Origin of the sequence: Roseibium album (assembly GCF_965233825.1) — a bacterium.
Lineage (GTDB): Bacteria > Pseudomonadota > Alphaproteobacteria > Rhizobiales > Stappiaceae > Roseibium > Roseibium album.
The window spans coordinates 609,303-623,228 of record NZ_OZ247583.1 but is presented as its reverse complement, the minus strand read 5'-3'; the positions used below and the strand labels follow the sequence as shown (position 1 = coordinate 623,228).

11 protein-coding genes are annotated in these 13,926 nt (G+C 58.5%); 5 read left to right on the top strand and 6 right to left on the bottom strand.

Annotated features, from left to right (window positions below; genetic code table 11):
- Positions 1-44: 44 nt before the first annotated feature.
- Both ACO6TI_RS02845 and ACO6TI_RS02840 read left to right on the top strand, forming a co-directional pair.
- Entirely contained in the window at positions 45-1,004 is a 960-nt protein-coding gene (locus tag ACO6TI_RS02845) for an acetyl-CoA carboxylase carboxyltransferase subunit alpha (protein WP_055115563.1), read from the top strand.
- A 356-nt stretch (positions 1,005-1,360) separates the two neighbouring features.
- Positions 1,361-2,626, top strand: a complete 1,266-nt coding sequence (locus ACO6TI_RS02840) for a L,D-transpeptidase family protein (RefSeq protein WP_422384308.1) — start codon at positions 1,361-1,363, stop codon at positions 2,624-2,626.
- Positions 2,627-2,649: 23 nt separating this feature from the next.
- On the opposite strand, the gene ACO6TI_RS02835 is transcribed toward ACO6TI_RS02840, so the two are convergent.
- From ACO6TI_RS02835 to ACO6TI_RS02815, 5 genes are all read right to left on the bottom strand, one after another.
- Positions 2,650-3,249: an HD domain-containing protein gene (locus tag ACO6TI_RS02835; protein ID WP_422384307.1), complete on the bottom strand. Its 600-nt coding sequence runs from the start codon at positions 3,247-3,249 to the stop codon at positions 2,650-2,652.
- Positions 3,250-3,343: 94 nt separating this feature from the next.
- On the bottom strand, positions 3,344-4,825 hold the full coding sequence (gene iaaH / locus ACO6TI_RS02830; protein ID WP_422384306.1) for an indoleacetamide hydrolase: 1,482 nt from the start codon (positions 4,823-4,825) through the stop codon (positions 3,344-3,346).
- 85 nt (positions 4,826-4,910) lie between these two features.
- The gene (locus ACO6TI_RS02825; RefSeq protein ID WP_422384305.1) at positions 4,911-5,678 is read right to left on the bottom strand and encodes a response regulator transcription factor; all 768 of its coding nucleotides are present in this window, start codon (positions 5,676-5,678) and stop codon (positions 4,911-4,913) included.
- 84 nt (positions 5,679-5,762) lie between these two features.
- Positions 5,763-6,815, bottom strand: coding sequence for a MaoC family dehydratase (locus ACO6TI_RS02820; protein ID WP_108874308.1), 1,053 nt, complete (start codon positions 6,813-6,815; stop codon positions 5,763-5,765).
- A gap of 472 nt (positions 6,816-7,287) precedes the next feature.
- Complete coding sequence (locus ACO6TI_RS02815) at positions 7,288-9,060, bottom strand: caspase family protein (protein ID WP_422384304.1); 1,773 nt, start codon at positions 9,058-9,060, stop codon at positions 7,288-7,290.
- A 394-nt stretch (positions 9,061-9,454) separates the two neighbouring features.
- Here ACO6TI_RS02815 and ACO6TI_RS02810 point away from each other — a divergent pair, with 394 nt between their 5' ends.
- The 3 genes from ACO6TI_RS02810 to ACO6TI_RS02800 all read left to right on the top strand — a co-directional run bounded on the left by ACO6TI_RS02810 (position 9,455) and on the right by ACO6TI_RS02800 (position 13,200).
- Complete coding sequence (locus ACO6TI_RS02810; RefSeq protein ID WP_422384303.1) at positions 9,455-10,252, top strand: ABC transporter ATP-binding protein; 798 nt, start codon at positions 9,455-9,457, stop codon at positions 10,250-10,252.
- A complete protein-coding gene (locus tag ACO6TI_RS02805; protein WP_422384302.1) occupies positions 10,249-11,796 on the top strand; it encodes a permease in 1,548 nt (515 codons plus the stop codon). Before ACO6TI_RS02810 ends, ACO6TI_RS02805 begins: the two co-directional genes overlap by 4 nt.
- A 183-nt stretch (positions 11,797-11,979) precedes the next feature.
- Positions 11,980-13,200 carry a 6-phosphofructokinase gene (locus tag ACO6TI_RS02800; protein WP_029062570.1) on the top strand — a complete coding sequence of 407 codons (1,221 nt, stop codon included), beginning with the start codon at positions 11,980-11,982 and terminating at the stop codon, positions 13,198-13,200.
- A gap of 176 nt (positions 13,201-13,376) precedes the next feature.
- On the opposite strand, the gene ACO6TI_RS02795 is transcribed toward ACO6TI_RS02800, so the two are convergent.
- Complete coding sequence (locus ACO6TI_RS02795; protein WP_409860331.1) at positions 13,377-13,919, bottom strand: hypothetical protein; 543 nt, start codon at positions 13,917-13,919, stop codon at positions 13,377-13,379.
- Between the last annotated feature and the right edge of the window lie 7 nt (positions 13,920-13,926).

The following is a 13,926-nucleotide window of genomic DNA, read 5'->3' as shown; positions in this document are numbered from 1 at the left end:
CGATCAACAGCCGGCGGGTCGGGATGTTTCGGGTAAACAAGTACATGCACAGCTATCTGGAGTTCGAAAAACCCGTCGCGGATATTGAAGGCAAGATCCAGGAACTGCGGGCAATCGCAGCGGAAGATGGTGAAGCAGTCAATGTCGACGGCGAAATCGAGCGGCTCAACACCAAGTCCGCCCAGACCCTTCAGGACCTTTACTCCAAGCTGACCCCCTGGCAGAAAACGCTGGTTGCCCGGCACCCGGACCGGCCGCATGCGGTCGATTATGTCGCCGGACTTGTTGAAGATTTCACGCCTCTGGCCGGTGACCGCAAATTTGCCGAGGATCATGCGCTCATCGCCGGGATCGGGCGCTTTCGCGGTCAGTCTGTTGCCATTCTCGCCCAGGAGAAAGGCCACGACACCGAAACCAGGCTGAAGCATAATTTCGGCATGGTCCGTCCCGAGGGATACCGGAAAGCAGTCAGGATCATGGAACTGGCGGAACGCTTCGGTATTCCGCTGTTGAGCTTCGTCGACACGTCCGGTGCCTATCCGGGGCGCGGCGCTGAAGAGCGCGGCCAGTCCGAGGCAATTGCGCGGTCCACCGATATCGGTCTTGGTCTCGGTGTGCCGTCGGTCGCCGTTGTCATCGGGGAAGGCGGATCGGGAGGCGCGATCGCGATCGCGACCGCCAACAAGGTGCTCATGATGGAGCACGCCATTTATTCGGTCATTTCGCCGGAAGGCGCAGCTTCCATCCTGTGGCGGGACAGCGCCAAGGCGCAGGATGCTGCAACTGCGCTCAAAATCACGGCCCAGGACCTTAAGCAGCTTGGTGTGATCGACGACATTATCGTCGAGCCGGTGGGCGGTGCGCACCGTGCGCGCGAAATCGTGATCGATACTGCCGGCAAGTCAATCGAAGCCGCTCTTGAGGAATTGTCGGGCCTCGAACCGGAAGAAATCCGCAAGCAAAGGCGCGAAAAATTCGTCGCGATCGGGCGAACCCTTTCCTAGGGCTCCGGTTTCCAAATGCGTCAACAACAGACATCAGGTATCTCCTGAAGTGCCTTAATTCACGGGAATGTCAGAAGAATTACAGGTACGCTGGCAGATTTTGCGGCCGCGTTTGCCTTGCTGTGGCCAGATTCTGCCTGCATTCAGGCACATATGAGGCATTCAGGTGGTCGTCTGCCGAAGATATTTTTATTTATCACCGGAATTTGCTTCGCGAGGGCAGGCGGGTTTCAGTAACTTATCGTCAACTAACATTCCCTAGCCTTGCGCGGGGGCAAGACGCAGGAAACCTTGTCGAAGCTGACGCAAGCCATTTGCCGCAGCTTTTCGGTTTCCGATCAGTTTGGGAAAGTAACATGGTCTTTGGGCGCCTATCGAAATCGCCAGCCGGACTGTACCCGGGTTCACGCCGCAGGAGCGGCCGCGCGGCATCAAGGGCCGGCGCGCTGGTTTTGGCAGCCGGTGTTCTGGCCGCGTGTCAGGCCGACGAGTTCGGCGCCGGACCCAAGCATCTGCGTCCCGTCAGCGAATCCATCAAGCGCAAGATGACCGATCTCAACATGAGTTCGACGTCGCCGATCATGATCCGTATCTTCAAGGAAGAGTCCGAACTTGAAGTCTGGAAGCAGACCCGGACGGGTAAATTCAAGCTTCTGGACGAATTCGAGATCTGCAAGTGGTCCGGCAAACTCGGTCCGAAATTCAAGGAAGGCGACCGTCAGGCTCCGGAAGGTTTCTATGAGATCACGCCGGCGCTCATGAATCCGAATTCGAGCTACCATCTGGCTTTCAATCTCGGTTACCCGAACAAGTATGACCGCTCGCACGGGCGCACAGGGTCGCATCTGATGGTGCACGGCGCGTGCTCCTCGCGCGGGTGCTATGCCATGACCGATGAGCAGGTGGAAGACATCTACGCTCTCGCCCGCGAGAGCTTCAAGGGCGGACAGCGCTCTTTCCAGGTACAGGCATTTCCGTTTCGCATGACGCCGGAAAACATGGCGCGCCACCGCGACAACGATCATCTTGGCTACTGGAACATGTTGAAGACCGGCTATGACCATTTCGAGGTCACCAAGACGCCGCCAAAGGTCTCTGTTTGCGAAAAGAAATATGTCTTTGACGCGACAACACTGGTCGAGGGCGTTCCCTTCCGGGCCAGCGCCAAGTGCCCGGAATACCAGGTAAGCCCGCGCATTGCATCTGCCGTTGCCTCAAAGCAACGCAAGGACGACCAGAAATTCCAGCAGCTTGCTGCAAAGTTCGATTCGCGTGACGAACGTCAGCAGCGTTGGGAAAATCGCTCCAACCGCCTTGCGACGGCGCTCGGTGGCGGTACGGAGGAAACCGGTATCACGACGGCTGCGATTCCATCAGGCGAGCAATCGGCCGCGAATGAGGAAGCAACAGCCGCGGTCGCGGGCGCCGGTAACCCGGCAGCGCCGCAAGCAGATGCCACCGGTACTGCCGTTGAAACGGCGTTCGCGCCACAGAAGAAGTCCGGCGGCAGTGCGACTGGAAGGTTCTTGAAACGTTGGGTTCCGTTCGGACCGAAAGCGACCGAGGAAGAAGGTCTTGTCGGACCGATCACGACGGATGTGGTACCGGGCGCCAAGCCCTGACCTCAACGGTCGCGGCTGGATATTCAGATTGTAGGCAACCCATTTGAGACGCCTACCTGCAGGACGGCGGGATCATAAGCCTTGCGTGCGAAAACGTCCCTGACCAACGGCTCGAAACTTTCCAACGTATCGGTGGGGAATTCCGGATCGAAGGAACTCTGATCCCAGCGTTCGCAGAAATCGGAACATGCCTTGAAATGCACGTGATCCTTGAAACGGTCCCGTGCATTTTCGTCCCAGCCGTAGTGCCGGGCGTAATAAAGCATCTGGAAAATGCCGTGGTGTTCAACGACCCAGGCGACTTCGTCGCGCACGAAGGGGCGGATCACTTCTGCTGAAAACCGGTCATGGTTCTGCGGTGCAAGGCCGTCACCGATATCATGAAGAAGTGCGCCGATGATCCAGTCTATATCCGCGCCTTCCCGGCGTGCGCGCGTCGCGGCCTGAAGTCCATGGTCCATCCGCGTGATCTTGTATCCGGTCAGCGTGTCTTCACCCTGGCGGCGGAGCTCGGAAAGAATCCTTTCCGCCGTCATCGCAAGATACGGCTTTTCGGCCTGTTCAAGAAGCTGGTAGTCTTCTTTCGTACCGTCCTTCATCTGGGTGAACGAAACTGTTTTCACGGCGCACGCTCCTCTCGATTTCCGGGAGTGTGTGCCATGATTTTGGCAAAAGTCCAGACAGGAAACTCCAGATTTACCGTCTGGTCGCTTTTGGTCAACGCGGCGCCGGTGCAGGCATCTCGGGAAGAGCGGCTTCGATGGCAAGTCCGAGCGACAGCAGGTGACGGTCTGAATGGGCCGGGCCGTCAAGCTCGAGGCCGACCGGCAGTCCTTCAGAGGTGACGCCGATCGGCAAAGACAATCCCGGTATGCCGGCAATCGAACCGGGATCCGTGTTGCGAATGAATGTCTGGAACGTCGGAACATCCTCGCCGTTGAGGGAGACCGTCTGGTCGGATCCTGTAATCGACTGCGCTTCCAGCGGGGTTGTCGGGAATACGAGTGCATCGAGCTTGTTGGTCACAAAGACATCCGCATAGCCCGACTGGACGAGGGGGCGCAGGTCGTTCATGGCCATCCGGTAAACCTCCTCGGGTATCGCCTGGTTGCCGAGGACCAGGTTTTCGAACACGAATTTGACGTCCGGACTGGCCACCGCACCGGCAATATCATCCAGCGTGAGCCCGGTTCCGTATTGCTCCAGAAAGGCCGCGAGGTCTCGTTTGACTTCCCAAAGGGCGATCGGGAAGCCGGCTTTGCCTGCAAGGTCGAGTTCCGCGCTGATATCGACTTCGATCAGCGTGGCTCCGGACTTCTCCAGTTTGTCCAGGGCAGCCCTGAACACCCTTTCCGTTTCCGGCGACAGGTTTTCCGTCAGGCCCGAGGGTACGCCAAGCCGCACCGAGTTAAGCTCGACTGCAGGCAGTGTGCCCGGTGAACCCGTGATTACGGCGTCCAGGAGTGCAAGATCGCCGACGGTTCTTGCAATCGGTCCGGGTGTGTCGCGCGTGGACGAGATCGGGATGATACCGCCTGCCGGATATCGACCCGTCGTCGGGCGCAATCCGGCAACTCCATTGAGAGCTGCTGGAATGCGCACGGAGCCTCCAGTATCGGTTCCAAGCCCGGCAGAAGCCAGTCGCGCACCAATGGCGGCGCCCGTTCCTCCGCTCGACCCACCGGCAAAACGTTCCGGGTCGTAGGCATTCGCGACCGCTCCGAAGACCGCATTGTTGGATGTGATGCCGAAGGCAAGTTCGTGCAGATTGGTCTTACCAAGAAGGATTGCACCAGCGTCCCGGAGTTTTGCAAGCACGGGTGCATCTGTCGCCGGTATCCAGGCTTTCAGTGCCGGCGTTCCGCCGGTGGTCGGTAAACCCGCGGAGGCAATATTGTCCTTCACGACAAGGGGAACGCCGTGCAGCGGTCCAAGGTCGGCGCCGGCCTTTACTGCCTCATCGGCAGCCGTCGCTGCTGCCAGGGCTCCTTCGCTGTCGAGCGTGATGTAGACATTGCCGGCGTCGTCGCCCGTTCTTGCAATGAACGCATTCACGAGATCCGTGGCGGTGAGACTTTGAGCAGCAATTGCTTCGGCAACCTCCCGAGCGGACAATGTGGTGATGTCCTCGGTGGCCGAAGCAGGGCTGATGACAAGCGCAACCACAGCAGCCAGGCCGGCGGTGATATGCCTTTTCATGATCGTTCCCCTTCTTCCGGTAGGGGCAACAGCAAACGCTTAAACATGTCAGTCCGCATCCTCAAAAATGAGGAGAAGGTGAAATTTATTGCACAGGTGCGTTGAGGCTCACGATCAGGTTTGCGCGACTGGATGCGCCGGATTTCTGGAAAATCGACTTGAGATGCGACCGCACGGTCGTTACCGAAACGCCGAGAACCGTCGCGATCTCCCGATCCCGCCTTCCCTCAGCGAGCAGGCAGATCACATCCCGTTCCCTAGCCGTCAATCCGTGCTGTGACGCCCAATTGGCCACTCGGATACGCGGGTCCGTGTCGCGCAATTTTTCCGCGTCGGATCGCAGGTTACCGAGTGCCTTGCCGAATGCGGCTCCGATTGCATCGAGCAGTTCAAGATCCCGTTCCTGAAAGGTCTCGCGATTGCCACTTCGCCAGATGCGCAGGTCGCCGAGATGGCCGGAAGCCGAATAAGCGTGATAGTTCATGCCATGGTACAGCCCGTCCCGGGCCAGAAAATCGTTGTAGAATTCGGTGCGGTCGAATTGTTCCCTGGAGATGACCTGTTCTACGTGGGCGGCTCGCTGGCACATGCGGAATCTCGGTGTAATCGGATCGCAGTACTGGTAGTGACTTTCATACGCAGCAAGGTTGCTTTCGTCCATGTTCAGATAGACGCCGCCGGTGTCACCGTCGGATTTTGTCCAGACATAGGAGGCGAAATAGTCTGCCTCCAGCAGATCAAGCAGGCGCTCGCCGATCTGCGTTCTGAGTTTCCGCGCGTCCCGGATCGCGACCATGTCCTCCATGATGGCGAACAGCAGGCTGGTTTCCCTTCCAGAGAGCGTCGTCAGCATACCGGCCTCCTCTAGGTTATTCCCTCATGCAAGGTAACCGGGATATGGCTTGTCGTCACCTGGAAGAGGGATGGCCGTGTCCGCCTATTTCGGCATCAGAACCCAATAGTCGAAATCGAGGATGACATCTTCCAGGTATTTGCCGTCTCCATCTTTCAGCGGGAAGTCCTGGCAGGAACGGTTCCTGGCGGCGGTGAGCCGGAGGCGCAGCGCACCAACGTCCATCCGGCCCTCGATCTCGGACTTGTCGAGGACTTCCGACCAGGCGTAGACGGTGTCGCCGGAAAACAGCGGCGCGACATGACGCCCGCCGTTGATGCCCGAGATGTGAAAGGCATTGCCGAGCCCGTTGAATGACAGGGCCCTGGCCAGCGAAATCACGTGGCCGCCGTAAATCAGACGTTTGCCGAAACGGCCCTTGGATTCGGTATGCTGATTGAAATGCACCTTGGCCGTGTTCTGATAAAGACGAGTCGCCATCTGGTGTTCCGCCTCCTCGACGGTCATGCCGTCGACGTGATCAATCTTCTCGCCGATTGCGTAATCGCCATACCGAAACGCAGACCCCGACAGGTCGTTGTCCCAGTTCGCGCTGTCCAGCAGGGGAACCGCGGTGCCGAGCGCGTCCGGGTCGATCGCGGCGGGAAGGTCCGGAACGACCGGGTCGGGCGCAGGCGAACCGGGATCACGCTTGTTGACCATGACCCAGCGGACATAATCCAGCACTTCGGTTCCATTGGCGGTGTAGCCGGTCGAGCGGACATAGACGACACCGGTCCTGCCGTTGGAATTTTCCTTCTTGCCGATCACTTCCGACACGGTCGACAAGGTGTCGCCCGGGTAGACGGGTGCGAGAAAACGGCCACCTGCGTAACCGAGATTGGCAACGGCGTTCAGCGAGATATCCGGCACTGTCTTGCCGAAGACGATGTGAAAGGTCAGCAGATCGTCGACCGGAGCGTGGGCATAGCCAAGCGAACGCGCGAAGGCATCTGAAGACTGCACGGCAAAGCGGGATCCGTAGAGCGCGGTGTAGAGCGCCTGATCACCGCCTGTAACCGTGCGCGGCGTTGCGTGGCGGATTACCTGGCCGATCTCGAAGTCTTCAAAAAAATTACCGCGATTGGTCTTGCTCAACGGTTCCTCCCGGGGTGCGGTTCGTTGCCGTCGATTAGAGCCTATTGCAGCGCACACAGGCAAGTGCGACGTTTAGGGAAGGGGCAGGGAATGTGTGTGTCGTTGTTGTCGGGGTCGTTTCGAGGCGATGGCTGTGTACGAGCTGCCGATTGTGTTCGGTGGATTTGCGCCCGCATTGCCGGCATACGTTCCTTTGGGGCCTGGTGAGGCAAGCAGACCTTCAATACGGTCGACGCAAATTGACCTTAATGCGGACGAAGCGGCCAACCAGAAGAAGCATTGCCTGGTCATCGCGTTCTTTGCCGCTGCTTTCCAAAGTTATGTGTTGTTCAGATAGGCAGAAAACACTCGCGACGTGTCCCCGAACTGATAAACAAAATGATTTCGGTAGATCGCATTTTGTCTCTGTGGAACCGTCATCTGCGTAAGGGGAATGACCGATCAGCCCTGGTGGATCCAAGGGCAACCTCTATCAATCGATTTCAATGATGATGCCGGTGTGGACCACGTGGGCGTCCGCCCAACGGTTATTTGGAATCGGGGGTTCATTGAAAAACGCCGCCATCACCGCCTGGCCCTCGCCACTGTTGTTTGGCTGGCTTGGGAACCAAGGTATCCAGTCGGCAGGTTCGCCGGTCACCCAGCCCCAACCTCCGTCGGGTTCGCGCGCACCCTCCGTTTGATGTAAGCCGAAGGTTGGACCTACATAGGAATTGTCGCCGTGGTCCCGCCAGAATCGCTTGTCGTCCTTGACCAAACGAAAGACGAAGTCGTTTTCCTCGGGTGTCGTGAGTGTCGCCAGATGTCCACCACTTCGCTCGGCGAGCGCATTCGCCTCGTCGGATCTCGAACAGCACCATGTCAACACACCAACAAATAGACGATCTTCATAATATCCATAAACAAATTCTTTGCCTGCGAGCGCCGTTGCAGCTTTCAGAAGCCGCGGATCCGTCTCGAGAAGGGCCAAAGTCTTTGGGTCGTACCGTCGTGCATTGCTAGAAGACACGATCGGGACTGTACTTGTTTCAGCCACAACGAATTCGACGTTCAATGCATCTGCCGTCCCCGCGGTCACCACGCCCGTCGACGGCAGCCCCGCAGCCGCCTGGAAATCCGCGATCGCCCGGCGCGTTCGCGCCCCGATCACGCTATCCTCCGGACCCGCATCGTAGCCGCGCGCGTTTAGTGCCGCCTGCACCGCCCGCGCATCTTCCTTCGACAGCCCAAGCGACTGCTCGGCAAAGGCCGCCGTATCGCGCGCAACCGTGATCTGTCCGCTCTCGGCGACGACGCTCCCCGGCGCGCTTGCCAGCGCTGCCGCTGTCAACTCCTCGCGCGCAGCCAGCGCCAGGTCACGCATCGATCCCATCGGGAACCGCTTCAGGTAGATATCCCAGGCCCGCTCGGTGTTAATGGCCAGCGCCGCCTCGAAGATCGCCTCCTCCTGCGCCGCGGCGATGGCCGAACCCTCACCTCCTTCGCCAAGTTTCAAGTACACCTCCAGCGCTAAGTCGTTCGTCACCGTTGGTACCTGCTTGTCGTCTGTGTCGGACTTCACGTCGCGAATCACACGCTTCATCAGCGTAAGGATCTCGACGTTTTCGGTCGGCAGGTGCTTCGCCAGCGCCTGGGTGAACGGCGAGTTCCCAGAGGCGCCGTCATAGGCCACCTGCCCGGGCGAGGCTGCGAACATTAGCATCGAACCCTGGAAGCGCCCCGCCATCGGTGCGAGACCCCGGGTCGTAAGCGCCCGCGTCGGCGAGAAATTCTGGGTATAAAACTCGGTGGCAAGTGGATTGTCGCGACATGCGTCGATGAAGACCAGAGCGGCGCGCGCTCTTTCTTCGAGCATCTGCACGATCCGGTTGAGCGGTAGCGCCTCGCTCTGCACGTCGAAGGTACTTCGTAACGCGGCGTCTACACCCAACAGGTAATTCTGTCCCTCGAACTGCATGCCGTGGCCGGCGTAGTAAAAGAGAGTTACGTCTGCGCCCTCGGTCCTGTCGAGGAAGGCCGAGAACTCCGCCGCCAGCTCTGCCCGCGTCAGGTCGGCCGCCAGCGCGACATCAAAGCCCAGACCTTCGAGCGTATTGGCCACGAGGCGCGCATCGTTGACCGGATTGGCGAGCCGCCCCGCGTTGGCGTAGTCTGCGTTGCCGACGATGAAGGCCGTACGTTTTTCGGCAAGGGCTGGAAACGCTGCGAGCGACACCACACAAGCAAGAAGAAAAATCCGAAACATTGCTACCCTGCTGGCAATTTATCTGTTCATAACAATAAACATGACATGCATACCTATATCAGCAGCAAGCGACAAGCTTTGGACCATCGTCCAACGGCAAGACCGACATCAATTTGTTTGGACTAAACGACAGCTGTGCGTCCAAAATTTGGACGTTCAACAACTTGAAAACTATACCCGAAAGCTGTCATTCGTTGCAGAAGCAGCAAATTTATGGATGGGCGGGAAGCGGATGTTATGTGGAGATGTGATGTTCCCTTCTCGGAGGACCAATCCGGTTTCCTGAAACTCCTGTTCGTTCAGGGTGCTTCGATCCGCGAGACATGACCGGATTTTACCCTAGCGAAAGGTCCCCGCGGTAAACTGGCCGAAACATCATTCAGACGAGATACTGATGCCGTCCTCCAGCCCTGCCGCACTCGATATTCTCAATCTCAAAAAATACTTTGGCGAACCCGCCGTAAACGATCTTTCCCTGACAGTGCGTGAGGGAGAATTCTATGCCTTGCTGGGTCCGAACGGCGCGGGTAAAACGACGACGCTGAGGATGGTGGCGGGATTGCTCGAGGCTGATGCGGGCTCCGTCAAGATCTGTGGCATCGACGCTTTTTCCGACCCGATTGCCGCCAAGCATGTTCTGGCCTGGGTCCCGGACGAACCCATGGTTTACGACAAGCTGACACCGCTCGAATATCTTGAGTTTGTGGCAGGCCTCTGGAGCATGGAACCGGACCTTGCGCGTTTCAAGGCCGACACTCTGCTCGACTCGTTCGGACTTGCGGCTCATTCCAATGAACGCTGTGGCGGGTTCTCCAAGGGGATGCGTCAGAAAGTGGCGCTTGCCGGTGCCCTGATCCACGAACCGCGTCTGATAATCCTCGACGAGCCGCTCACCGGACTTGATGCAGGATCTGCTCGGCAGGTGAAGAAGGTGCTGTCCGGCCTTGTTGCGCAGGGTGTGTCGATCGTCATGACGACGCATATCCTTGAAGTCGCGGAGCGTATGGCTGACCGGATCGGGATTATCGCCCGCGGACAGCTCGTTGCCGAAGGCACGCTGGAAGAGTTGCGCGAACGAGCGAGCGCCGACGGCAATTCCCTGGAGGACATTTTCCTCAAAATCGTGGGCGGCGGCTCCGAAGGCGGCGCACAAACGGGCAAAGCAGATTACCCTGACGAGAAGGTGGCATGAGCGCACTCGCGGCACATTCCGCCCTGATACGTTTTTCAAGGCATGAATTGCGACTCGCCTGGCGTGACTGGGCCTGGATGTTTTCGGGCTGGCGCAACACCAGCCTGCGGCGCGCACTGATCGGCATGGGCGTGTTCTATGCGATCATGCATTTGATCGCGTACGCCGCGCTTTCGCCCTATTTTGCCACCGGGATCATGCTCAATCAGACCACGCAAGCAATGCTTTCGGTCACGGTCCTGCTTAGCTTCACCATGATGCTGTCGCAGGCGATGGAATCGGTAACGCGCGCGTTCTACGCCCGCGATGATCTCGACCTGATACTGTCTTCACCCGCGCCCTCCCGTGACCTGTTTCTTGTGCGCATCGTCATGATGGCTCTGACAAGCTGGGTGATGTCGGCACTTGTCATGTCTCCGTTCCTCAACGTTGCCGTGGTGCTTGGCGGGCAGCATTGGCTTGCGGGATATGTGGTTCTCTTTTCAGTATCGCTGAGCGCAACAGGAGCAGGTGTGTTGATCACGCTCGCGCTGTTTCGAACGGTGGGCGCGCAGCGTACGCGCCTCACTGCGCAAATACTGGCTGCCATTGTCGGTGCGGCCTTCCTGATCGGGATGCAGGTGGTTGCAATCCTGTCCTTCGGGTCGATCTCCCGGTTCACTCTCTTCGACCCGGCCTTTCTGGCGAACCATGCGCCGTCTGCCGGCTCCCCATGGTGGTTTCCCGCCCACGCTGTGGCCGGACAGACCAATGCCGTTATTCTGATCTTTGCAGCCTCCGTCCTGTTTTTTGCGATGGGAGCCTGGCTTGGCGCGGTTCAGTTTCGCCGCATTGTCGTGTTGGCACTCGGTGTCACGGAAAAGACCGCGCGCGGACGCGCATCCGAACGGGCCTTTCGCAGTTACTCGCCGTTCGGCGCGCTCGTTCACAAGGAGCTCAGTCTGATATTCCGCGACCCGTGGCTGGTTTCCCAGACACTGATGCAGGTTCTCTATCTTATCCCGCCGGCTGTCATGCTCTGGGTCAGTTTTGGCGAGAACACCGAGATTTCCGTGATTATCGCTCCCGTTATCGTTATGGCAGTCGGCCAGCTTGCCGGCGGCCTTGCCTGGCTGACCATCTCCGGTGAAGATGCCCCCGATCTGATCGCAACGGCCCCCATCTCCCTGTTTACACGCCTCTGGGCGAAAGTGTTGTCGGTCCTGACGCTTATCGCCACAATACTACTGCCGATTGCTCTGTGCCTGGCGCTCATATCGTTATGGGGGGCAGTGGTCACCTTTGCCGGCGCGATGATCGCAGCAGCAAGTGCAATCCTGGTTCAACTCTGGTTTCGATCTCAAGCCGAACGCACAACCTTCCGGCGCCGGCAGGTCGCTTCGAAGGCCTCGACGCTCGCGGAGGCCGGTGCGTCCATTTCCTGTGCGGCGGGCACGGCACTGATCGCGGCGGGGAGCCCGCTGGCGCTTCTGCCTGTCGTCCTGCTTTTGATTGTGCTTGGGATCTCCCGGAGTATCCGTCCGAGGCATGACGCAAAAATTTAAGGGTTTACGCGCCGGATTGGGCTAGACAGCAAACGCAAGTGCGTCCATGCGTCCACAAGTGATCAAGCCCAAGGCCGCAGCGAGGATGAGTTTGGTCCGATAATGCCGGCCGTCCAATTAGACGCTTGTTCTTTGACCATTATTGGTGCCAGTTTCTATAGATAGATTCGGGAGGACATCTCTGTGTTTCACGGCAAGGTACTGGTCGCCCAGGGAGGCGGTCCAACGGCGGTTATCAACCAGTCCATGGTTGGGGCGGTCCTGGAATCACGCAAGTTCCGCTCCGTCGAGTTGATCTACGGTGCCGTGCACGGCGTGCGCGGGATACTGGACGAGGATTTTTACGATCTGACCCAGGAGACCACCCACAATCTGGAAATGGTGGCAAACACACCGTCTTCGGCGCTTGGCTCGACGCGCGACAAACCGGACCTGAAGTATTGCCAGGAAATCTTCAAGGTCCTGCGGGCGCACAAGATCGGCTATTTCTTTTACACCGGCGGCAACGATTCCTCGGATACGGTTCGCATCGTGAATGATGAAGCGCGCAAGGCAGACTACAATCTGCGCTGCATCCATATTCCGAAAACCATCGACAATGACCTGGTCGAGAACGACCACACGCCGGGCTTTCCCTCAGCCGCGCGGTATGTGGCTCAAGCATTCATGGGAATCAATCTCGACAATGCGGCGCTGACCGGCATCTATATTGGCGTTGTCATGGGGCGCCATGCCGGTTTTCTCACCGCCGCATCGGCGTTGGGAAAGAAATTCTCCGATGATGGTCCACATCTCATCTACATGCCCGAGCGTACCTTCGAGATCGATCGGTTCATCGGTGACGTCAAGCAGGTGTATGAACGCTACGGGCGCTGCGTCGTTGCCGTCAGTGAAGGCATCCATGACGGCTCGGGTGAGCCGATCATCGCCAAGCTGGCCAAGGAGGTCGAGCGCGATGCACATGGTAATGTGCAGTTGTCCGGAAGCGGCGCCCTGGCCGATCTGTTGACGCAGAAGGTCAAGGAGGAACTGCAGATCACGCGGGTCCGGGGTGACACGCTCGGCTATATCCAGCGAAGCTTTGTCGGATGCGTTTCCGATGTTGACCAGAATGAAGCCCGAGAGGTCGGTGAAAAGGCCGTCCAGTACGGGATGTTCGGCGATCGCGACGGATCGGTGACGATAAAACGCACCGGCCACTACTCGGTGGATTACGAACTGGTTCCGCTGGAACTGGTTGCGGGAAAGACCCGCACAATGCCCGACGAGTTCATCACGGCTTCCGGTCACGACGTTACAGACGAGTTCCGGATGTATCTTCGCCCCCTTTTGGGCAAGGGCATGCCGGACGCCCATCGCCTTCGTCCGAACAAGGTGCCGAAGATCCTGGCAGCCTCGTCATAGGAGACGGCACTCGCGCGGGCGGTTCCGGACTTTTTCTGCTCGGTGAATGAACGCCAGGTCAGCGGACATTGCGGTCAGTTTTATGGTGTCTGCAATGGTTGAAACTGCTGTTGGGGTCAGACGTTCAAATCCTTCCTGTGCTGAGGTGTCGAGCTCGCCGCCGACCCCAACTTGAGTCATTGGCTGACAACTTTCCATTGCTTCAGCGAGGCATCGATCTCATCGCAGGTTCCCAAAGTGAGCGGCCGTTTCACCCAGGGACCCGCTGGGACGGTTTCCGCAGCGACCGCCACACAAATCGCCTTGTCCTCATTCAGTCTCAGGGTCTGATCTGCTTCATTGTAAATGAACTTCTGTCGCGGATGGTCGCTGCATTCCAGCAGGGCAAACTCCGACTTTCCGGTCGCGACCAAGGCCTGCATGCAGAAGCCTTCAAATGGGTAGGAAACGACCTGCATGGTGTTTGTGTTGTACTCAAAGCGGGTGTCATGCCCCTCATAGCTGCGCGGCTCGCCCTCACTGGGTGGTTTGCAAGAATGGGTCTGCAACAGATCGGAGCGCCCGGGGCCATATGTATCGATGCAAAACCCAAATCCGTTTGGTTCGTCCTGGTTGTCGCTGAGGACGATGTACGGCGCTTCAGACGGAACCTTTGGTGCGTCGGCGCCGGCAATGCCAGTCGCCCCGAGCAGCGCAGCAGAAATTATGGCAAGTCGCATAGTGCGT